Genomic DNA, 21264 nt, shown 5'->3' with positions numbered 1-21264 from the left:
AGGAAATCATCGTTACGGAGACCCTCACCTGGGTCGACGATGTTCATGTTCTCAGTTATTGGTTGAAGAAACAAACGCTTAGAGAAGGCTACGGATGAAACTATTTCCGCAGGATAATGACATTGTTTTGTATGACACAGGGTTCGATGATGACGTCCTTGGGCGGAAGTCCATTTCAAACCAGCTGTCCGAACTTGTTGAACGCATAGAAGACCCGATTGTCTTGGCGCTCGACGACAAGTGGGGTTCTGGAAAGACATTTTTTCTCAAACGGTGGGTTGCAGCTCACACTGCAGAAAACAATGGCACCGCCACAACCATCTATTTTGATGCATTTGAAAACGATTATCTCACCGACCCTCTCGTTTCCATCATTACTGCGGTAAATGCGCGCCTGTCAGATGAGCAAGCTACGACAGTTAATAAATGGAAATCTGTCGCTGCCAAACTTGCAAAGCCAGCATTGGGGATTGCTCTTTCGGTAGCGACGTTTGGTGCCAAACAACATTTTGATGAAATCGGAGATGTGATCGCGGACGCGGCAAGTGGCGAAGCCAAAGATGCGGCGCAAGACCTTTGGGATATTGAAGAAGACCGAAAAGAAGCAGTGCATGATTTTCGAAATCTGCTGTCAGAGCTGACTAAGAAATCAGCGGCGCCGATCGTTGTTGTCGTCGACGAACTAGACCGGTGTCGACCAGACTATGCCCTGACTGTGCTGGAAGTTATCAAGCACTTTTTCTCAGTGCCAAAAGTTCACTTCATACTCGGCATTAACGGAACAGCATTAGAGAACAGTGTTAAAGCAAGATATGGTGCTGAAATTGACGCAGAAAGCTATCTCCGGAAATTCATAAACGTCTCGTTCTCGCTACCTCGCACGATCGGTGAGCGTGGTGAAGTTAATGTTGTAGCCAAATACGCGTCAAAGCTTATCTCCGACATGAAACTTCCTGCCCGCGTTTCAGAACGTTGTGTAAGCATCCTGAAATGCGTCGCCCAAAGCCGGGATGTCTCACTTAGAGATGTAGGAAAGATCCTCTCCAAGGTCGCGTTGTTGCCCAATGCCGTTCATGAGATAGATTATATGGAAGGTTATATTGATATACTCTGCGCGCTTCTTGTCACTTCTGTCGTCGACCCTGAGCTTCACGCGAAACTTGTCTCTGGAGACGCTCAGACATCGGAGCTTCGGGATTACCTCTTCGCAGCAAAAGAAAAAACGGTGGAGCGTATCGGCGAAGACTACAATTCTGAATACGATCATGAAGTAACTATTTGGCTTGCGACAATAGTTTTTTGCTGTGGAGCTGAGGAGATAAATGATGTTGAAGGCTTACCTGACTGGTCTGGAGATATGGGAAGTCGATTTGATCGTTTTGGAGTGCGGGATAGAAAATCCATAGCGAAGGGGATTCAAAAGGATTGGGTCGACCTATTTAGAATTTAGTTTTCTCAGGTGGCGTTGCCCTGCCTGCAACGTCTGCCACTTTTTGAGGTGATACCGGCTTTCGAGGATTTCCGCTGTCATGTGGCTTGGCATATCTGAAATAGCTGAATGACATCTTGAATAGATGCTTTGATTGCACTCGACAAAAATCAAATCAAGATTGAGTGTCAGATCTATTGTTTCGCGTCATCTTTCGTAGGATGAGCTTGGTGAAATTCTCCTGACGCTACAGATCAATGGCGGCTTACCTTGCCATCAGCTAATGATTGATCGCATCTGAGTTGGTGAAATCGGTTTGCGAGAACTCCGGTGTGGACTGGTGGCAGCGCGATGATGTGCGCGCAAGGGTGCGCTTCGCCGTCAAGCGGATCCTGCGGCGATGTGGCTACCCTCCTGACCTTCAAGCCGCCGCCGTGAAACTGGTCCTCCGGCAGGCTGAAGCGCTGGCACGAACAATGTGACGGGTCGCAAAAACGAGACTCTCAGCTTGGTGTAGCACGATACCACAGCTTGAGCTCCAATGCCTGGGAGAATAGACCGCCGCGATATTGATAGATGAGAACCTCAATGTCCAAAGCGAACATCTTGGCCGAAAGTGTCATTCGCGAGCCGCGCGCGAAGCGCCTCGCTGCAGCATCGACCCTTTTCGAGGCCGGTGCTCTGTCGAACGAGATTTCAGAAGACAGCTTCGTTCTCCGTCTCAACGCCATCGTGGCTCGGCGCTTCCCGGATGCGGAGAAAAATACACCGACCGATCTCACGAATGCCATTGCCACCACGGGGAGGCTGAGCAGATATGCCGAACTGGTGGCGTTTGGGCGCTGGTTGCTTCTTGACGGGCATCCCGGGATGGCGAAGCAGGGCGGCAAGCAGCCGAACCTGCGAGTGATCGTGAAGTGCGTCGCGGTCGCCATGTATGAACTTCGCGTCCGACCGAAACTTCTGGAGCACGACCTCGTCCTGGCCGGGCGAGAAAGCCGCACGCGGGAAATCACGAAACGCGATCTAGCCGAACGATGGCTCAAGCTGCTCGGTGAGAAAAAGGAGCCCTCATTCTTCGACGCCCGCCTGCGGTCGATGAAGCGCATCCTATCCGCCTACCTAGAGCACATGAAGTCCGGTGCCTTTGTGGTTGACGGCAAGCAGATCAAGAAATCGCCAGAGATCGAGAAGGTGCTGAGAGCCATCACCGGCAAAAAGCCTCCTCGACCGGAAGCGAAGGTCTCCGCGATGGCGAAGCCAGTGACACCAGTGCCGGCAAACCTGACTCCATTCAATATAGAACTGCGTTACTCATCGCTTGCGCAGGGGGATGAATATCGCAACCTCACTGGGGTCTCGTTGCCGCCATCCCAACTGCGATACGAGCCGACTTCTGTGTCTTCTACATCAACGAGCGGCACGGTCCGCGCTGATCGGAAAGACAAGATCGTTTTGGCCCCGGATATGGCCGTGCGCGATACCTACAAGGTGGAGGCGCTGATCGACCGGATGGTGCTCTTAGTTAGCACAAAGACTTCGACCGCTCCGCGCTACCTCTACGAAAAGGTATTCAAGGCGACGAATTCAAAGATTTTCGCACATGACCTAGTGAAAAAGGTCAACACGCAGGACTGGCGCGCCTCCCTCCAGCAACTAGAAAGAACAAAACCCCTAGGTCACCATTTCGCAATCCTGATCCAAGATCCCGACCCGGAATTGCTTTCTGCCATTCTTAACGTGATCCGAGGCACCCATGGGATCGATGGTGATGTCAATTTTAATCTGATTGAGGTCACTGTCGACTTCTATCCGCGCACTCGAGGAGTGCCGGAAGAGGAATTATTGCTCCGAGAACAGATGGTTGGTCTGCTACAGCGCCATCACTGGGCAAAGCACAGCCTCTTTCATCGTCACGGTCTTCCTGTTTCACGTAGAGCAGATGCGAGGCAGTTCTATCTGGAAACCAACAATAATGCGAAGACAGATTTTTTCTTCGCGAAGAAGAAGCAAACTATATCCGGCTCTGATCACGACCTCGACGATCCGAACGTTCGAACGCGCTTGTTGACCACCCGTCCCGGACGAGATCTTTACCTGAACTCGACAATCTGGAAGGGGGCCGAAAATTCAGCCTCCCAGGTTAGTATCCAACACAAGATCGCCAACCGCCGAAACCCTGCAAAACAAACTAAAGAAGACCTGCCAGATCACGAACGCCGCGCACGGATTGAAGTTACGATCTCCGGAGATGACGCACTTCGAAAGGAAGGGCTAGACACCGTAATCGACCTGGCGTCTGCGTCGTTCCGGAAGTTGGCCATGCCCTTTCTTTCGTTCAAGCTCGCTGAGATTGAGCCCGTTCGACACTTACTTGACGACGCACAAATCCAGATGCGGACTCGCGGGGTCTACGGGATAGAGTTGAGGAACCGCGCACGAGCGCTCGAGGAACGTGAAGAGCGGCGGCGCGGCGGTCAGAAAATGGGCCGCAAGAATGATTTGGAAGGCCGAGGACTGGTAAGCTGGAAGGAGATGAATGACGTGGTTGGGAAGGCACTTGATGAACTACAGCGTCGATGGACCAGCTTCTCCTGGAAATAGGCTCGGCGCGCGAAGCGAATTAGGGGCCGATTGATCAAGTTCGACGTATTGTTCCGGCGCCGCGACCTCGACGCCTGGGCATTCTTCTTCTGCGTGATGCAAGGGGACGAGTATGCTTGGTGTCTGATGTGTAGGTAAGGTTTATAAGAAGAAGGGTTCCCCTAGTTATTAGGGCGATCCGCGGTCGCAGGCGCGGCGATGGGCGGCAAAACGCCTCAAAGTAAGCGTTTACTGAACGTTCAATGCTTTCACCCCTCGTGGGATCAGCACCTTGCCACTCCTTAATCCGATAAATTGATGTCAAATTGGTGTGCTTAGGAGCTAATCGAATGCTCGGAGATACCAGCACTAGGAGCTGATGTCGGTTCCGTTTCCCACCGAGGAAGATCACTGGGCTGGCTAGGGTGTTCTCTGGCAGCGTCCAGCGCTGTTTTCGACACAAGACAGCATTGAAGTCATAACGCGCGCCCAGAGCGCTCTCAGCGCTTAGCGTGTTCGGCCACACTACGAGCGTTAATACAGGAGGTTAGGACCGCCGCGACGCGGCGGTGCCAGAATGCATCCCCTTCACAATTAGGAGGGATACCTAGGACTTCGATGATGACAGGATCCGACGAACAGGCTTGAACGAATTGCTGAGCCATTCCTCGCCCGCTTGCGGGATTGGGCCCATTGTTTGCGACCCAGCGCCCATCAGACAGATCCTGCTGTTGCTGGTCTCCATTTTTTTGAACCCGAATTGTCCCTTCGATTCACGCTCTGGCCGACCACAACAGAGCCAATAACTATGGCTGCTCCTATAGACTGAGTAAGGCTAAGCGTTTGCCCCAAGTATACCCAGCCGAGCACAACAGCAGTAACAGGACTCATCATGCCGAGCATCGAAACTGCACTGGGCTCCAGGCGCGCTATGCCACGAAACCAAAGAGCATAAGTTGCTGCAGCACCAATCAATCCAAGCCAAATAAGGCCGGCGACATTTGTCGCGCTGAGCGCAGGGAGAGGCGGCTCAAGAAACAGTGCGACTGGCAGCAGTATCAAACCACCGGCTGTTAATTGCCACGCTGTGAAACTCAGCGCCGAGACCGGAGGTTGCCATTTCCGGCTGAGAACAGTGCCAGCTGCCATTGACGCAGCTCCTCCCAAACCCGCTGCTATACCGATCCAATCAAGTTGTGCTTCTGGCCCGATCAGCAGCAGAGACACACCCATTACGCCAGTTGTGGCGGCACCGAGCGCACCAAGTCTGATTGGGGTTCCCAGCCATCCCCACGCCATCAGAATCACGATCATCGCTTGCAACGATCCCAGGGTGGCGGCCACACCACCAGGTAACCTATACGCAGCAACGAAGAGGAGCACCCAAAACAGGGAGAAGTTGAGGCTGCCTAAGACGAAAGTTCGACCGAGCCATTCGCGTGGTGGAACGCAGCGCGTCAGAGCAAGCAACAACAAGCCAGCAGGCAGAGCCCGTAACGCAGCCAGGGTAATCGGATAGCCAGCCGGGAGCGCTTCGGTAGTTACCAGATAAGTGCTTCCCCATACCGCTGGGGCGAGTGAGGTGAGAAGAATATCGGTTGAGCGCGACATTGTATGTCTCCCGGCTGAGGCGTTTGAGAAGTTGAGTGAGACGTCAGAGCAGCGCAGGTTAAGCTGCTTCCTCTTGCAGATTTGATCCAGCGAGGCACGCTACAATCCTTGCAACATGAGCGCCCTGGAACCGCGCTCCGGCAAGGTCAGTTTCGGTAGGCATGCGGGAACCATCAGCACCGGCGATCGTTCCGGCACCATATGGTGCGCCGCCAATGATTTCTTCTGATGTAGTCTGGCCAGAAAATGTGTAGGGCATTCCGGCAATCAGCATCCCAAAGTGTTGAAGCGGGACTTGCGTTGTCAGAAGGGTCGCCTCGTGCCCACCGTGTTGCGAGCCCGTAGATGCAAAAACCGCCCCGACTTTACCAACCAGTGCATTCCTGGCCCAAAGCCCACCAGCCTGGTCAAGGAAGGACTTCATTTGGCCAGCCATCATGCCAAATCGGGTCGGTGTTCCAATGATGATTGCATCATAGTTTTCCAGATCAGCCGGCAAGGCGATAGGCGTATCATCCACGACATAGCCAGCCTGCTGGCGGACTTCCTCAGGGACAGTTTCGGGCACACGCCGAACGTCAACTTTGGTGCCGGGAACACTTCTGGCGCCTTCAGCTTCGGCATCGGCCAATGTGCGGACGTGGCCATAGCTTGAATAATAGAGAACGAGAATACGTGACATAGGATACCTCTCAGGGCTGTGACTTGTTCCCTGAGAGAATGGAATTTGTGGCGCCGCCAATTAAGTCACGCTCTTTGACATCACTCTTTACCTGTATTGAATAATGTCAGGACCTGAGAGCCAGACGCAGATGATCAAGAAAGGCTGTAACCTTTGCGTCCATTCCCAAGCGAGATGCTGTAACGGCGAATACTTCTGGCGCGGGCAATTCGTGGTCAGGAAGAACTCTCACCAAGGCCCCGCTGGCTTCAGGAGCATCAGAAACGAACTCGGGCAGAGTTCCAATACCCTGCCCCGCTATCAGCAGATCCCGCAAAACGAGGCTGTTGCCAACCCTCACACGCGGATCAAGTTCCAATGATGTGACGCCGTCGGCGGCCGAGAGCTTCCAACTCGTCAAATGATCAGCAAGCAAAAAGCCGATGATTGCGTGGGTTTTCAGATCCGCCGGCTGGGTCGGCGTCCCACATCGCTCCAAATAGTCGGGAGACGCAAATATTCTTTGCCGCATCACGCCGATCCGTCGGGCAACAAGTGCGGAATCCGGCATGGCAGCGCGGATACGTATCGATAGATCAAACCCGCCCTCGACCATATCGATCACCTTGTCGTCCATCGAAAGAGTAAATCGCAGATCTGGATAAGTTTCCAAGAACTCTGGAAGCATCGGTGCGATAACGGTTTGGCCGAAGGAACTTGACGCATTCACCCGAAGGTGCCCACGCATCGCTTTGGAACCTTCCCTGATGGTCTGTTCCGTTTTTTCGACCGCGTCGAGAATTCCAATTGCATCTTCGTAATAAAGACTGCCGGTGTCAGTCAGTGACATGGATCGGGTCGTTCTGGTGAGGAGGACGGTTCCCAGACTTTCTTCCAGAAGCTTGATTTCTCTGCTGAGAAGCGCAGGAGAAACACCAAGGTCTTCCGCCGCACGGGCAAAACTACCGCGTTCAACGATACGGCGAAAAGCTTGCATGACTGATAGTTTGTCCAACTCCTGGCCCCCGAGCAGTTTTTGACCCGCCCAGTAGGGCGTAACGAACTGCAAGTTATACGACTGCGTCACTGGTGCGAAGGGGCGACACGCCTGTGTTGCTGGTGTTGATCTCCGGGCGGTTGCCAGAAAACAATCATCACTCTATTTTCGATGAGGTTAGGAGTTAGGGGCAATGGCAAAATCTAAGAATCCGCATAAACCAAAAAACGTTCCAAGCCGGTCGAACAATGAAAAGTCGGATCGCCCCGTCGAGAGCAGGCCTATACCGGTTAGCGACGCTGTTAGTGAGCCAACTCGACAGGAAAGACTTATGGCGATTGCAAAAGATGCGGAACGACGCCTCAAGGGTTCAATGAAGCTACTCTCCTGAAGTCGCAATACGAATTTCCAAAGGAATAACAGCACATACAATCAAAGTGCAGCCTTCAATACGCTTCACAGCAAGTTACCGGCTTCCCAATTAGCACTTAGAAGCAACGGAGCATACAAAGGGTCTGGTAAACACAAGCGCAAATTGGGCTCCGCCCATGGATACTCCCTCCTACGTTTCCCCTGCGATCGATCTATCACTTTACCTATGCGTGTTCTCTCTAGGGGCTTTCTCTCACACCTCTTCTCTCTAGGCACATACGCTCTCTTAGGTTTGTTCTCTCTAGGTGCATCTATTTCCTGTCTATGAGCAATCGTCGGTATTTCGTCTCCGGAGTAGCTCGAAATACTGCCTGGCCTGATCGAGTGTGTTTGCTCTCTATGAGGTTCTCTCTCAGGCTTACTGTGCGCTGGCCTGAGTTGCATCCGTGTTCTTCTGTGTGTCACGTGTTAGCTGGCCTGTGTTTCGTCGCTATGCGCGCTTTTCTGGCCTGTCTTCGGATATGTGTTGTCTGAGAACCTTTGTTTAATGAGTTTGTCTGGTTCAAAGGTTTACATTTTGGTTTGAAAAATTGGTTTTCGGGTGAAATCTGTCAACTTAATGTAAACTTAGTGTAAACCTTTGGCCTGATTTTGGGGTGTTTTTGAGGTCGAAAGGTTTACATCCGCCGATCCCGCGAGGGGTGGATGTAAACCTTTGTCAACCTTATGCAACCATTGAGGAGTGCGAGGAATCCACATTGCGAAGAGCAATTTGAAACGCACCTTCTCTTTTGTCTGTAATCCGGTAGCTATCAAGAAGACACTAAAAGAGAAAATTTGGCGAGCAATGATAACGAACGGTCAGGTGGACATTTCGCGCTTTCTTGAGCGCTGTGTATCGATTGACCTGGAAGTGGATCCTAAATCCGCTCGGATATTCGCATTGGCTGCCACAACGAACGATGACTCCCGACCAGCCCTCGTCGAAAAAAGCAGCTCCGCCTCAGCACTGTCGCAACTCGACACATATTGTAAAGGTTTCGACAGTGTCATCGGCCACAACATCTTGCACCACGACCTGCCCCACCTGGTCGCTGCTGCGCCCCGCTTTGCCGCCTTGGCAGAGGCACCAGTCGACACACTCTGGCTCAATCCTTTGGCCTTCCCGCGCAACCCCTATCACCATTTAGTCAAACACTATCAAGACGGACGGTTGCAAACGGGTCATGTCAACGATCCCGAAAAGGATGCACGTCTGGTCTTCGAGGTTCTGCAAAACCAGATCGAGGCGTTCGCCAAGCTAAACACCACGACCCCAGATGCGCTGACAGCCTATCATTTCCTTGCCACACGCCCCCCACGCAGCGGAGGGTTTGACGCTCTTTTTACTGCTGTGCGAGGCACTAGCAGACCCAATAAACAAGAAGCTTTTGACGCCGTTCGCCACCTTTTGGCTGGACAAGTCTGCTTGCATCGGCTCGAACAGACTCTTAGCCGGATGGAAAACCCGAACCTTGCCTGGCCTTTGGCCTATGCCTTGTCGTGGATTTCTGTTGCTGGCGGCGACAGCGTCATGCCTCCCTGGGTTCGCATGCAATTCCGCGAAGCTTCTCTGATTGTGCGTCACTTGCGAGAGGCTGCTTGTAACGATGACTCTTGCCAATGGTGTGTCGAACACAACGATCCTAAAAGGGCGCTAGATCGCTGGTTCGGCTTTCCGTCCTTCAGACCCGAACCCGTGGACGAATTCGGTCAACCCTTGCAGGAACGCATTGTAGCTGAGGCGATGGCAGGCAAAAGCGTTCTGGGCATCCTTCCAACCGGAACTGGCAAGTCAGTCTGCTATCAGATTCCAGCCCTTTCACGGTTCGACAAGACCGGTGCGCTAACCGTCGTTATCTCACCGCTAGTCGCACTCATGGCCGATCAGGTGCAGGGCCTGGCGAGAGCCGGTATATCTTCCGCCGTCACGATCAACGGCCTTCTGTCGCTGCCTGAACGGCACGACGCTCTGGACAAAGTGCGCATGGGTGATGCTGCGATCTTGATGATTTCACCCGAACAGCTTCGCAACAAGTCAGTTCGCAGCGCTCTGGCACAACGCGAAATTGGCCTTTGGGTGCTAGACGAAGCACATTGCATCTCAAAATGGGGCCATGATTTCAGGCCCGACTACCGCTACGTCAGCCGGTTCATCAAAGAAAACTCCGGCGACGCCCCCGCTCCGATACTTTGCCTTACCGCCACTGCCAAACCCGAGGTAGTGCGCGATATAAGAGAGCATTTCAAAACACGACTGGATCAGGATCTGATCCTGCTGGACGGTGGTGCGTCGCGCACGAACCTTTCTTTTTCGGTGCGTGAAACCCAGCGCACGACGAAACTCGCAGATATTCTGAACGCGATCGAGCAGGGCTTGCCCGCCTCTGGCGTCTCCGGAGCCGTGGTCTATTGCGCGACCCGAGGTGCGACAGAACGCGTGGCCGAATTCCTGAAACAACAGGGTGTCAGCGCCGAACGTTTCCACGCTGGCCTACCTCCCGAAGAAAAGCACGAGATCCAAGAACAATTCCGGACCGGCGAATTGCGCGTGATTGCTGCAACCAACGCTTTTGGCATGGGCATCGACAAACCTGACATCCGCCTAGTAGTCCACGGCGACGTGCCAGGCTCGTTGGAGAACTACTTACAAGAGGCAGGACGCGCGGGACGCGACCGCGACCCCGCTAGCTGCGTGTTATTGTTCAACACCGAGGATGTTGAACGCCAATTCAGCCTTTCGGCCCGTTCCCGCCTTGCGCGGCATGAAATAGGTGCCATCCTTAAAGCGCTACGTCGATTGGATGTGCGCACTCGAGACGAAGGTAAGATCGTCGCCACTCCGGGCGAGATCGTGAGAGAAGAAAAAGACTTTGAATTCCAGCGTGACAACAACACTGAAGACACGCGCGTAAAGACCGCCGTTGCTTGGCTGGAGGAAGCGAGTCTGTTGCGGCGTGAAGAAAACAGCGTGCAGGTCTTCCCCGCCTCCCTACTCGTGCGCGATGTGGATACCGCCGCCACCTTGTTGGATAAGGCAGACATCACGGGCGCTCGGCGCAAGCAACTGCTGGCGATAGTGCGCCATATCGTAAACACACCAGTGGGAGAAGGTGTTTCCACCGACGAATTAGCAGGAACTAGCGGGCTCTCCTCCGCTGAGTTGCGCAAGGCGCTGACCGATCTGGAGGCGATTGGAATTGCCAGCGACGACACCAATATAACCATTTTTGTGCACTATGGCGTGACCGACGCATCGCAAGCTCGGCTGGATCGGGCAGCGCGACTAGAAGAAGACCTAATCGCCGTGATGCGCGAAATGGCCCCAGATGCCGATCAGGCTGAACCGATTCCGTTCAACCTTTCCATTGCCTGTCAGGAGTTGCAACAGCGCGGCCATGGCGAGGTGCGTCCGTATCTGGTGGAGACCCTTCTGCGCGGTATGGCACAGGATGGACGTGATACGGAGGGAGGGCGTGGCAACCTTTCTCTGCGTAAATCAGTGCGCGGTAGCATCCTTGTGCGACTTCAACAGTCTTGGCGCTTTGTCGCTCAAACCGCCGAGTTGCGCCATCAGGGCGCACAACGCCTACTGGCGCATCTTCTGACCCTCGTGCCGAAAGGCACACACGGCAAGGACATTCAGGTCGAGACCACTCTGGGAGCGATGCTGTCCACGATTACCGGCGACACGCTTTTGCGCACCAGTATCAAAGACCCAAACCGCTTAATGGACCGATCACTTTTGTGGATGCATGAACAGCAGGTGGTTACGCTGGGACGCGGACTGTCCATCTTTCGCCCTGCCATAACGGTGCATCTTGGCTCCAAAGGAGGTGGTTTCACCGTCCAGCATTTCGCACCACTCGAGGAACACTATGACGAACAAACCATCCAAACCCATGTGATGGCAGCCTACGCGGAAAAAGGACTGGAAAACATTGAGACAGCGCAGCGCTTGTCCGACGACTATTTCGTGCTGGAGCAAGACGCCTTCATGCGCCGATGGATGCCGGGGCGCGGGACCGAATTCCGGCGTCAGGCCACTGGCGCCACCTATAAGGCAATTGTCGAAAACCTGGGCAATCCGGTGCAGCAAAAAATTGTGCGTGACAACCGGGAACAAACCAACGTCCTTGTGCTGGCAGGACCAGGCTCGGGCAAAACACGAGTCCTGGTTCATCGCATCGCTTATCTGCTGCGCATCAAACGCGAGGATCCCCGCGGTATCCTCGTGCTGGCCTACAACCGTCACGCAGCCGCTGAAATACGTGAACGCCTTCGCCGGTTAGTTGGAGATGACTCAACCTTAGTAACCGTCTCAACGGTGCATTCACTGGCTATGCGCCTGGTCGGAGCTAGTTTCGCGGGCATTCAAACAGCCGACATCCCCGATTTCAAAGGTCTATTGCAAAAGGCTGCGGCACTGCTTCGGGGTGACGGTCTAAGCAAGCAAGAGGCCGAAGCGCTACGTGAAACACTGATACAGGGGTATCGCTGGATTTTAGTGGATGAATATCAGGATATCGGTCCAGATGAATACGCGCTGATCGCTGCTGTGGCAGGAAGAACTCTGGACGATCCCGATCTGCGACTCAGTCTCTTTGCCGTGGGTGATGACGACCAGAATATTTATGCCTTCTCCGGTGCATCGATCCGCTACATCCGCCAGTTTGAACAGGACTACGCCGCAAAACCGGTTTTCTTAACCGAGAACTACCGCTCTACCGGTCATATCGTCGCCACCGCCAACGCCGTGATCGCAGGGGCCGCCGCGCGTATGAAACTTGGCCATGATATTGCCGTAGATCAGGCCCGGACGAAGGCTGACGCCGGTGGATCTCTGGCCAAATTGGATCCAGTAGCTCAGGGCCGTGTGCAGATCCTTGAGTGCCCCGCTGGTAATGAAGAGCAGGCTATGGCCGCACTAGACGAGTTGATCCGCCTCTCTCGTCTCGACCCCGATTGGACATGGTCACGCGCCGCGATTATCTCGCGCGATTGGCGAAAGCTGATACCAGTGCGCGATTTCGCCGAAAACCTCGGAATACCGGTTGAAATGGCTAACGAGAACATGCCTAGCCTATGGCGGATGCGCGAGATGCAGACGTTTGTCAAAGCCCTACGCGAGACACCCTCAAAGCTTTACTCGATCAAACAGTTGACCGAAGTGCTGAACACACTCTCGCATTCGCGCTGGACCGATCGTATTGGCGAAGGATTAGGCCTACTGGCACGCGAGGTTGGGTCGCGCAGCCTGCCCGTCCCAGACATTGTCGAATGGTTCGCGGAATGGTCCCGTGATAGCTGGGATGAACAAAGAGGGCTAAAACTGCTGACGGCCCACCGCGCAAAAGGTCTGGAATTTGACGATGTGGTTATTCTCGATGGCGGGTGGGAGCGGCCCTCGCGGTCCGAAGATCAGGACGCACCCCGTAGACTGTTCTATGTCGCTATGACGCGTGCCCGCCGCAGCCTTGTAGTAATGAGCAACGACAACCATGAATACCTGCCAACAGGTGCACCTTCAGTTCTGACCCGTAGCGTGACGCCTGACATGAACGCGTTGCCTGGTCCCCGTCGCTTTTTTCAAGCGGCTGAGGCGCGGATGGTTGATCTTTCCTATGCTGGACGCCTGAATCCAGGCCACTCCTCTCTGAGTGCTGTTAATGAGGCACGCGTCGGTGATGCAGTGTTATTGGTAAAGGACGGCGACCGCTGGTTGCTACACAATGAAAAAGGGCAAGTGCTGAGCCGGATGTCCAAATCCTTCGCACCACCGCCAAATACCAGGTTTGATCGGGGTGAAGTCGCCGCTATCCTTACATGGCGGAAGGAAGACTCAGGTGAAGCCTTCCAGCACACTCTCCGCCGCGATGCATGGGAGGTGGTTTTGCCAGAGCTCGTTTTCGTGTCCGTCAACTAGGACATCACTTACAATTTTTTTGTTTCCAGAGGGATCCGACGAAGCCCAGCACTTCAACCATCCCCACCACAGTAATGCTACGCATTTTCATCGAGCCGCCTGAGGCCTGCATAGACGCCGAAGTAACTGCACTTGGCGCAAAGTAATGCCGGGATCACTTTCATTGCTAACATCGCGCAGGAAGCGCAGCCAGGCGCGTTCATTAGGAGTCAAATCGTCATTCTTTTCACACATGGTTTTTATTTCCGGAAGATTGCGTTGATCGCAGCCAGGGACCTGCTCGTCAGCCTTGGATCGGTATTATTGGAAGCCTCACGGATCGCTTGCAGCCAGCCAACTTCATTTGCCGTGACGGGCTCCCCGAATACCTCCACGACTGCTTCAGCGGCCGTCCGACCAATTGCTTGCTCCAGAGCGAGCTGCATCACGAAAGCAGGGTCCGCCTCAAGCGCAACCGCCAGCGCCGGGACGCGATCGAGCGCCACTTTGGAGCTACCCTGTTTGATCATCGTGATCATGTTCTGGTTCACATAGCCGGCCAGGGCGGCAATCTCAGCCTGGCTCTTGGTCGGTTTCAATTCGAGCACCCTGCGCTCGACGTATTTTGCCAACCTTGTTTTTTCGTGTGGTTTCTTGATCATCGCAATCTTCTCAAAAGTGACGCAGCACATGCTGCATGTCTTCTCTATAGCGATGCTGACAATGGGAATTTGAGGCGGGAATAAATAAGTCAGCTAAATTGTTTTGTCGTGTCCGCAAATCGTGTTGGGAAAATTTCCGAGTGGCCTTCGGATCTTCACAATTGGCCAATATAGCTCCTAAAAAACGGCGGAGCGGATCGTGCAGGCACACGACTTTCGGCAATTCCTCGACCAGGTTCATGACTTGAACCCGGCGCAGGTCGAGGACGCCAGAACAAAGATTAGGGATGTTCGGAGAAAAACCGAAGCCCTGGCTGAGATTGAATAACGAACAGAACAAGAACACAAGTGTCCGCATTGCGGCGATGACCGACGCCAGAAATGGGGCCGAACTCGAACCAAGGTTCAACGCTACCGCTGTCCGGGTTGCAAGAAGACCTTCTGCGGCGGGAAAACTTCCAGGATCAGGCACATTCATCGGCCAGATCTGTTTCTCGAAGTTATCCGGGATATGCTGGGAACGCGGACACCTTCTTCAATTAGGCAGTTGGCCAATCGTCTCAGCTTGGACAAGCACACAATCTGGTGCTGGCGCCTGATCATCATGCAGGGTCTAAGTGATTCATCCGACGATCATTTTTCCGGCATCGTCGAAGTGGATGAAACCTAAAAGAAGGAGTCCCGGAAGGGTTCCCGTGAATGGGTAAGATACAAGCGAGACCCAGACAACAACCCGAAACCTCCGCGTCTGCGCTGGTATGAATACAACAAGCTGGGCGTGAAGATGCAGAGGGGCCTCAGCCAATGGCAATTGCCGATCCTGACGGTTGTTGATCGCAGTGGGGCCCAGAGGATCGCGGACCGGGCCAATTTGACAATCCAGAAGGTTCTGGATCCCGTAATTCCATCCGATGCCGTTCTGTGCAGCGATGCTCTGCGCGCGTATGGAAATGTCACCGGGGTGAAAGAGTTGGAACATTTCGTGGTCGGTGGCGCCAAGGCAACCGCTTCACACCACATCCAGAACATCAATTCCCTTCATTCGAAATACGAGGACTTCATCCGGCAGTTCAAAGGGACGGCGTCAAAGTATCTGTCGGGATAAATGGATTGGTTCATCGCCCGAACAACGGGAACCAATCACACAGCTGCGTTTGCCAGCCTCTGAGTCAAGTCTTGGCGGCCTTGATCGCCTTTTCCAGGGCAACCTCGGATACAAAGCGAAGTTTCTGTCCTTCCTCAATCAATTCTCGGGCACGCTCGATTTTTGTGCCGAAGTGAGTGGTGCGCCAGTGTCGTGATGCTGTTGCGGAGATCACGACATAGTCAGTTTTCTTCGTAGTTCGGGGCGCACAGGTTCCGCCGGCGCTTTCGATCTCGGAAATGATGAAAGACCTCGGTCCCATTCGCATTGGGCCAGTCAGGACGAATACTGATCCCTCAAGTGCGATTTCGCTCGGATCTGTAATCGGCTCATCCAGCTTTGCAACTGTCCCAATGTTCGGGATACCAGTGTCGATAAAGCCATCTCCCACCAGTTGGGCAATCCACTCCTGGATTTCCTCAGCCTCATCGTCCGTCAGGATGTCATCGTCCATCGCCGTTTCAACCGCTGCTTTCAGGGTTGAGAATGGACCTGCGTTCATCAGGATGGGTGAAGATTTGAAGCGCCGGAGAATGGCGCGGACTTCGGCTTCAATAACCTTGCCGTCGCAGATGATTCCAGCGCAAAACCCAAGAAATTCGTTAATTTCGTCGGTTTCAACGGAAGTTGAACCTGAGCCGAGCTCCGCCCGTTTGTCCTCGATCACCTGCTTCAGCTGCCCCATCAAGTCTTCTGCAGACGTGAAGCACTTCGCCCGAATGTCTTCCGCCAGATCGGAGGCATCCGGGTCGTTGAAAAACTCAGCAAACTTTCCTGCTTCTGCCAGGAGGGCGTCTTCTTCACCCTCCTCGATACGGTGCGAAGACAGGGCACCGTCGAGAAAGCCAATCCAATAAACGACCCGTTTCCGGGTATTGGCAGATTTGTTGAAGGCGTTGTAGCGTTCTTCGAGTTCGCGTTCGTGAATGTTGAGTATTGCTTTGTCAGAAATTTTCATTTTTACACCGGTTTTTCTATGCTTCGAATATAGGAGCGCGAAGCAAGCAAAGGCAAAGATGATTTCAGGTTGAGTGCAGGAGACTCATCCCAACACGACTTCCGGACACGACAAATGTTTAGCCAGTTGGGAACAACTCATTCTGAACCGATCATTCTATCCGGGCGGAAAAACAGCTGTCTTTTTTACTGTTCCATAGACAAAGCTAGTATCGATTGAGGCTATCCCACCGATCGGATGAATTCGGTGACGAATAAATTCCTCGTAGGCCTCGAGATCCGAAACCAAAACCCGCAACTGGTAGTCCATTGCACCGGTAAGAACATGGCATTCAAGAACTTCATCGATCATCCGAACGCGTTTCTCGAAGTTCAGAACGTCCGTTTCGTTGTGTCGCTCCAACCTAATGCGCACGAAGACGGTAATAGCCATCCCATACGCGGCAGCGTCAACTTCGGCGCTGTATCCCTTTATCACTCCGTTGGCTTCTAGGTTTTTGACCCGGCGCAAACACGGTGATGGCGACAAGTTCACCTCGTCGGCAAGATCCTGATTCGTCATGCGCCCGTCCCGCTGCAGCGCTCGAATGATCTGCCTGTCCTTAGCGTCCATTTCACCCTCTTGCTTAGCAGAATATGCCAACATAGCTACATATGTTGGCATATTTCGCAACCAATAGCCCAAAGTAAAGGCGCAAACTAGCTTCAGCATGATTCAGGAGCTTCTAATGACTCGTCCAACCGGATTTGCCACCCGCGCCATTCACCACGCTTATAAGCCTCTGGAAAATGAAGGAGCGCTGACACCGCCGCTGCATTTGACGTCCACGTTTACCTTTGAAACCGCAGAGGCTGGTGGAGAGATGTTCGCCGGCGAGCGTGATGGTCATATCTACAGCCGGATTTCAAACCCTACATGCGACCTTCTTGAGCAACGCATTGCCGTGCTTGAGGGGGCCGAGGCCGGTCTAGCTCTCTCAAGCGGCATGGGGGCGATCACGGCAGTGCTCTGGACCCTGCTGTCGCCAGGTGACGAAGTTATTGTGGACAAAACACTCTATGGCTGCACCTTCGCCTTCATGCGTCACGGTTTGGCGAAATGGGGGGTTACGATCACGCATGTGGACATGACAGACCCTGAGAACCTGAAAGCGGCCGTTTCTGACAAAACCCGCGTTGTCTATTTCGAAACTCCGGCCAATCCGAACATGCGCTTGGTGGACATCGCCGCAAGCGCCGCAATTGCGCATTCGGTCGGTGCAACGGTCGTCGTCGATAACACTTATGCCAGCCCGTATCTGACCCGCCCGATCGAGCACGGCGCAGATATCGTTCTACACTCCGCTACCAAATATCTCGGGGGACATGGCGATGTAGTCGCTGGTCTGGTTGTAGGAACCGCCGAACAAATTGCTGAGATCCGACTTGTCGGGATGAAGGACATGACCGGCGCGGTAATGGCCCCTTTCAACGCGATGCTGATCCTGCGTGGCCTGAAAACACTAAACCTGCGTCTGGATCGTCACTGCGCGTCTGCCAAGGTCGTCGCGGCCTTCCTCGAAACACATCCTGCCGTGGGCGAGGTTTATTTCCCAGGTCTTGAGAGTTTCGCCCAGCATGATGTCGCGCAACGCCAGATGTCTCAACCTGGCGCGATGATAGCGTTTGAGGTCAAGTCCGGCCTGTCTGGTGGGATTGAATTCATGAACCGTCTGAATATGATCCAGCGTGCGGTGTCGTTGGGCGACACAGAAACACTGATCCAACACCCAGCCTCCATGACTCATTCGACGTATACCCCAGAAGAGCGGGCCGAGCATGGGATAAGCGATGGCCTGATCCGTCTGTCTGTCGGGCTAGAGGATGTCGAAGATATCCTTGCAGACCTAGAGCAGGCTTTTCCCTACTCTGCTCGCAGCGCCGCCTGAACCCGGAGACCACTATGCACATTGATCCCACCCAACTGAAGATCGTCGAACAGCGCCTGCTGTGGTTGTCTCATTGGATGATCCACCATGCCAACCATGTCCGACCAAAGGTGGATGGGATCAAGATCGGTGGCCATCAGGCTTCGTCTGCTTCGATGGTGTCGATCATGACCGCGCTCTACTTCTCGGCCTTACGCCCTGAGGACCGGGTTGCAGTCAAACCCCATGCGTCGCCGGTGTTTCATGCGATGCAGTATCTCATGGGTAATCAGACCCGCGAAAAGATGGAGAACTTCCGCGGGTTTGGGGGTGTGCAAAGTTATCCCAGCAGGACGAAGGACATTGACGATGTTGATTTCTCGACCGGGTCTGTAGGTTTAGGTGTCGCGATCACCTCGTTTGCCTCGATCATTCAGGACTACATCAAGGCCAAAAGCTGGGGTTCAGACGCCCCGATGGGGCGTATGGTGGCACTTGTTGGCGATGCCGAACTGGACGAAGGCAACGTCTATGAGGCGTTGCAGGAAGGCTGGAAAAACGACCTACGAAACACGTGGTGGATCATTGATTACAACCGACAGTCGCTGGACGGTATCGTCCGGGAAGGACTGTTTGAACGGATCGAGAAAATCTTCGATGCTTTCAGCTGGGATGTCGTTCGCGTGAAATATGGCGTCTTGCAACGCGCTGCCTTCGACGAGCCCGGCGGAGACCGCCTGCGTGATTGGATCGACGCTTGCCCCAACCAGGACTACTCGGCGTTGACTTTCATGGGTGGTGCGAATTGGCGACACCGCCTCATGGACGATCTGGGGGATCAGGGGGATGTGACCGCTCTGATCGAACGGCGCACGGATGCAGACCTCGCAGCCCTTATGGAGAACCTCGGCGGCAACTGCGTCGAGACCATGGCCCAAACATTTGCCGACATCGATCATGATCGCCCAACATGTTTCCTGGCCTACACAGTCAAAGGATGGGGCACCCCCATTGCAGGCCACAAGGACAACCACGGCGGGCTGATGAACAATAGCCAGTTCGCCGCGTGGCAATCGCATATGGGTGTGCCAGAAGGCAAAGAATGGGAGCCGCTTGTGAAGGTGCAAGACCCAGACGCGCTCGAGGATTTTCTGGCCAGCACCCCGTTCTTTGCCAAAGGTCCGCGCCGCTATTTCGATGACAAGCTGCATGTTCCGACCATCGAGATCGACACCAGTCGCGAAATCTCGACACAGATGGCGTTTGGCAAGATCCTAGACGATCTATCAAAAGGCGACAGCCCATTGGCTGAACGCATAGTGACAACCTCTCCGGATGTGACAGGCACGACAAGCCTTGGTCCTTGGGTGAACCGGCGCAAACTGTTCGCCCGATCGGAGCAAGCCGACGCCTTCATAGAACACCGGATCCCTTCGACGGCGAAATGGGAATTCACGCCGGAAGGGCAGCATATCGAGCTTGGTATCGCCGAAATGAACCTCATGTTGCTTCTTGGAGCGGCGGGTCTGTCGCATTCGCTGTTCGGTAAGCGGCTGATCCCAATTGGCACCGTCTACGATCCATTCGTCAGTCGCGGCCTCGATGCGCTAAACTACGCCTGCTATCAGGACGCGCGCTTCTTGCTTGTTGGCACACCATCGGGCGTCACTCTCGCACCCGAAGGTGGAGCACACCAGTCCGTTGGAACACCGCTCATCGGGATGAGCCAAGACGGGTTGGCCGCTTTTGAACCCGCCTTTGCCGACGAGCTAGCGGTGATTATGGAATGGGCCTTCGACTACCTACAGCGCGATGGTGAAGGGCAGCCCGATGAGCGCACATGGCTGCGCGATGAAACCGGAGGCTCCGTCTATATGCGCCTGACCACCAACCCGATTGAACAGCCCGGAAAACGTGTCGACCAAGAGTTCCGCCAAGGTGCCATTGATGGGGCCTATTGGTTGCGAAAACCCGGACCCAATTGCGAAGTTGTAGTCGCCTATCAAGGAGCAGTCGCGCCGGAGGCAATCAAGGCTGCCGGTATGATTGGTGAAGGCCGTCGCGACATAGGGGTATTGGCCGTGACGTCCGCAGATCGCCTGAATGCCGGATGGACGGCCGCTCAACGAGCACGTTCTCGCGGCAACCTAGCGGCGCGCTCTCACATCGAAACCCTGATGTCCGACCTTCCGCCACACTGCAAGCTTGTCACCGTTATCGATGGTCATCCTGCTACTCTATCCTGGCTCGGGGCAGTGCTTGGACATCAGACAATCTCCATGGGCGTCGAGCATTTTGGTCAGACCGGAACAATCGGCGATCTGTATCGCCACCACTGCATTGACGCAGACGCTATCCTGGAGAAAGTGAATGGCCTGACCCATGGCAAAACTCTTCACCGTGTATAAGTGGATTGGAGTTGGGCAATAATGCAGAGACCAAACTAGCACTGAGCATAAGGTGCTGGATGACCTACTGAAAAACAAGAGCTTGCCAACATACGACAGAGGCCGGGTTTGCTCGCAATGAAACCGCAACGTTATCGCAGCGCTATCTGCCACTGAAGTGCAATGGTTGGCATTCAAGGCCCTTATTTTGTTTATTTCCACCCCGGGAACTCGCCTTCGGGAGGCAGGGGTCGGAGGTTCGAATCCTCTCACTCCGACCAATAAAACAAGGCGTCAAATGCAGGGATAATTGGCCTTTTGACCAGTTAACTTACCGTTTCGCCAACTAAAGTTACCTCTGGTGGTCTGATTTTTTTGCAAGTTCCAGCTCTCGTTCTGAAAAATCGGCTCTGCCCGGATCTTCGACTACCTGACAATTGCTGCTGTGGGGCCGACCAATCCGGCCATTCGCGACGCATGGAAAATCTTAAACTGGCAAACTCACGTTCAGCGGACCAAATCGGAGTCTTCAAAGCGGCTCTGGTAAACAGGTTTATACGCGTCGTACTCAATAATTCCTTTTAGGCAAATATTTTCGGCAGGGTCGCGA

General features: G+C 54.0%; 13 protein-coding genes. 7 read left to right on the top strand and 6 right to left on the bottom strand.

Features of this window, described 5'->3' with window-relative positions; translation table 11 throughout:
* The first annotated feature begins 94 nt into the window (after positions 1-94).
* From AC2FFH_RS10525 to AC2FFH_RS10515, 3 genes are all read left to right on the top strand, one after another.
* Entirely contained in the window at positions 95-1450 is a 1356-nt protein-coding gene (locus tag AC2FFH_RS10525; protein ID WP_496844378.1) for a KAP family P-loop NTPase fold protein, read from the top strand.
* 266 nt (positions 1451-1716) lie between these two features.
* Positions 1717-1911 (top strand): type I restriction enzyme endonuclease domain-containing protein, encoded by a 195-nt coding sequence (locus AC2FFH_RS10520; protein WP_496844377.1) that lies wholly within the window; start codon positions 1717-1719, stop codon positions 1909-1911.
* 106 nt (positions 1912-2017) lie between these two features.
* A complete protein-coding gene (locus AC2FFH_RS10515; protein WP_496844376.1) occupies positions 2018-4033 on the top strand; it encodes a hypothetical protein in 2016 nt (671 codons plus the stop codon).
* A 693-nt stretch (positions 4034-4726) separates the two neighbouring features.
* Here AC2FFH_RS10515 and AC2FFH_RS10510 read toward each other — a convergent pair.
* The 3 genes from AC2FFH_RS10510 to AC2FFH_RS10500 form a co-directional block, all read right to left on the bottom strand.
* The gene (locus tag AC2FFH_RS10510; protein ID WP_496844375.1) at positions 4727-5623 is read right to left on the bottom strand and encodes an EamA family transporter; all 897 of its coding nucleotides are present in this window, start codon (positions 5621-5623) and stop codon (positions 4727-4729) included.
* Between the two features lie 58 nt (positions 5624-5681).
* The gene (wrbA, locus tag AC2FFH_RS10505) at positions 5682-6305 is read right to left on the bottom strand and encodes an NAD(P)H:quinone oxidoreductase (protein ID WP_496836351.1); all 624 of its coding nucleotides are present in this window, start codon (positions 6303-6305) and stop codon (positions 5682-5684) included.
* 106 nt (positions 6306-6411) lie between these two features.
* Complete coding sequence (locus AC2FFH_RS10500; protein WP_496724602.1) at positions 6412-7281, bottom strand: LysR family transcriptional regulator; 870 nt, start codon at positions 7279-7281, stop codon at positions 6412-6414.
* A 1237-nt stretch (positions 7282-8518) separates the two neighbouring features.
* Here AC2FFH_RS10500 and AC2FFH_RS10495 point away from each other — a divergent pair.
* Positions 8519-13618, top strand: coding sequence for a RecQ family ATP-dependent DNA helicase (locus tag AC2FFH_RS10495; protein WP_496836349.1), 5100 nt, complete (start codon positions 8519-8521; stop codon positions 13616-13618).
* A gap of 239 nt (positions 13619-13857) precedes the next feature.
* Here AC2FFH_RS10495 and AC2FFH_RS10490 read toward each other — a convergent pair whose 3' ends face one another.
* On the bottom strand, positions 13858-14259 hold the full coding sequence (locus AC2FFH_RS10490; protein WP_496836348.1) for an XRE family transcriptional regulator: 402 nt from the start codon (positions 14257-14259) through the stop codon (positions 13858-13860).
* A 784-nt stretch (positions 14260-15043) separates the two neighbouring features.
* On the opposite strand from AC2FFH_RS10490, the gene AC2FFH_RS10485 reads away from it, so the two are divergent.
* Positions 15044-15364, top strand: a complete 321-nt coding sequence (locus tag AC2FFH_RS10485; RefSeq protein ID WP_496836344.1) for a hypothetical protein — start codon at positions 15044-15046, stop codon at positions 15362-15364.
* Between the two features lie 64 nt (positions 15365-15428).
* On the opposite strand, the gene AC2FFH_RS10480 is transcribed toward AC2FFH_RS10485, so the two are convergent.
* Positions 15429-16361 carry a BRCT domain-containing protein gene (locus tag AC2FFH_RS10480; RefSeq protein ID WP_496844374.1) on the bottom strand — a complete coding sequence of 311 codons (933 nt, stop codon included), beginning with the start codon at positions 16359-16361 and terminating at the stop codon, positions 15429-15431.
* Positions 16362-16517: 156 nt separating this feature from the next.
* Positions 16518-16973 carry an Lrp/AsnC family transcriptional regulator gene (locus tag AC2FFH_RS10475; protein WP_496836478.1) on the bottom strand — a complete coding sequence of 152 codons (456 nt, stop codon included), beginning with the start codon at positions 16971-16973 and terminating at the stop codon, positions 16518-16520.
* A gap of 115 nt (positions 16974-17088) precedes the next feature.
* Between AC2FFH_RS10475 and AC2FFH_RS10470 the strand changes: the two genes are divergently transcribed.
* Together AC2FFH_RS10470 and AC2FFH_RS10465 are read left to right on the top strand one after the other, a co-directional pair.
* Positions 17089-18288 carry a methionine gamma-lyase gene (locus tag AC2FFH_RS10470; protein ID WP_496836341.1) on the top strand — a complete coding sequence of 400 codons (1200 nt, stop codon included), beginning with the start codon at positions 17089-17091 and terminating at the stop codon, positions 18286-18288.
* 14 nt (positions 18289-18302) lie between these two features.
* On the top strand, positions 18303-20675 hold the full coding sequence (locus AC2FFH_RS10465) for a thiamine pyrophosphate-binding protein (protein WP_496844373.1): 2373 nt from the start codon (positions 18303-18305) through the stop codon (positions 20673-20675).
* The last annotated feature ends 589 nt before the right edge of the window (positions 20676-21264 follow it).

It is taken from the genome of Ruegeria sp. YTSC003 (genome assembly GCF_059609785.1).
Note: the sequence above shows the minus strand (reverse complement) of the source record. Positions and strands in the feature narration are given on the sequence as shown.

What these genes read in the sequence shown, in the direction of transcription:
- AC2FFH_RS10525 (WP_496844378.1), top strand. Translation starts at nt 95, where the DNA reads ATGAAACTATTTCCGCAGGATAATGACATTGTTTTGTATGACACAGGG.
- AC2FFH_RS10515 (WP_496844376.1), top strand. Translation starts at nt 2,018, where the DNA reads ATGTCCAAAGCGAACATCTTGGCCGAAAGTGTCATTCGCGAGCCGCGC.
- AC2FFH_RS10510 (WP_496844375.1), bottom strand. Translation starts at nt 5,623, where the DNA reads ATGTCGCGCTCAACCGATATTCTTCTCACCTCACTCGCCCCAGCGGTA.
- wrbA (WP_496836351.1), bottom strand. Translation starts at nt 6,305, where the DNA reads ATGTCACGTATTCTCGTTCTCTATTATTCAAGCTATGGCCACGTCCGC.
- AC2FFH_RS10500 (WP_496724602.1), bottom strand. Translation starts at nt 7,281, where the DNA reads ATGCAAGCTTTTCGCCGTATCGTTGAACGCGGTAGTTTTGCCCGTGCG.
- AC2FFH_RS10490 (WP_496836348.1), bottom strand. Translation starts at nt 14,259, where the DNA reads ATGATCAAGAAACCACACGAAAAAACAAGGTTGGCAAAATACGTCGAG.
- AC2FFH_RS10485 (WP_496836344.1), top strand. Translation starts at nt 15,044, where the DNA reads ATGCAGAGGGGCCTCAGCCAATGGCAATTGCCGATCCTGACGGTTGTT.
- AC2FFH_RS10480 (WP_496844374.1), bottom strand. Translation starts at nt 16,361, where the DNA reads ATGAAAATTTCTGACAAAGCAATACTCAACATTCACGAACGCGAACTC.
- AC2FFH_RS10475 (WP_496836478.1), bottom strand. Translation starts at nt 16,973, where the DNA reads ATGGACGCTAAGGACAGGCAGATCATTCGAGCGCTGCAGCGGGACGGG.
- AC2FFH_RS10470 (WP_496836341.1), top strand. Translation starts at nt 17,089, where the DNA reads ATGACTCGTCCAACCGGATTTGCCACCCGCGCCATTCACCACGCTTAT.
- AC2FFH_RS10465 (WP_496844373.1), top strand. Translation starts at nt 18,303, where the DNA reads ATGCACATTGATCCCACCCAACTGAAGATCGTCGAACAGCGCCTGCTG.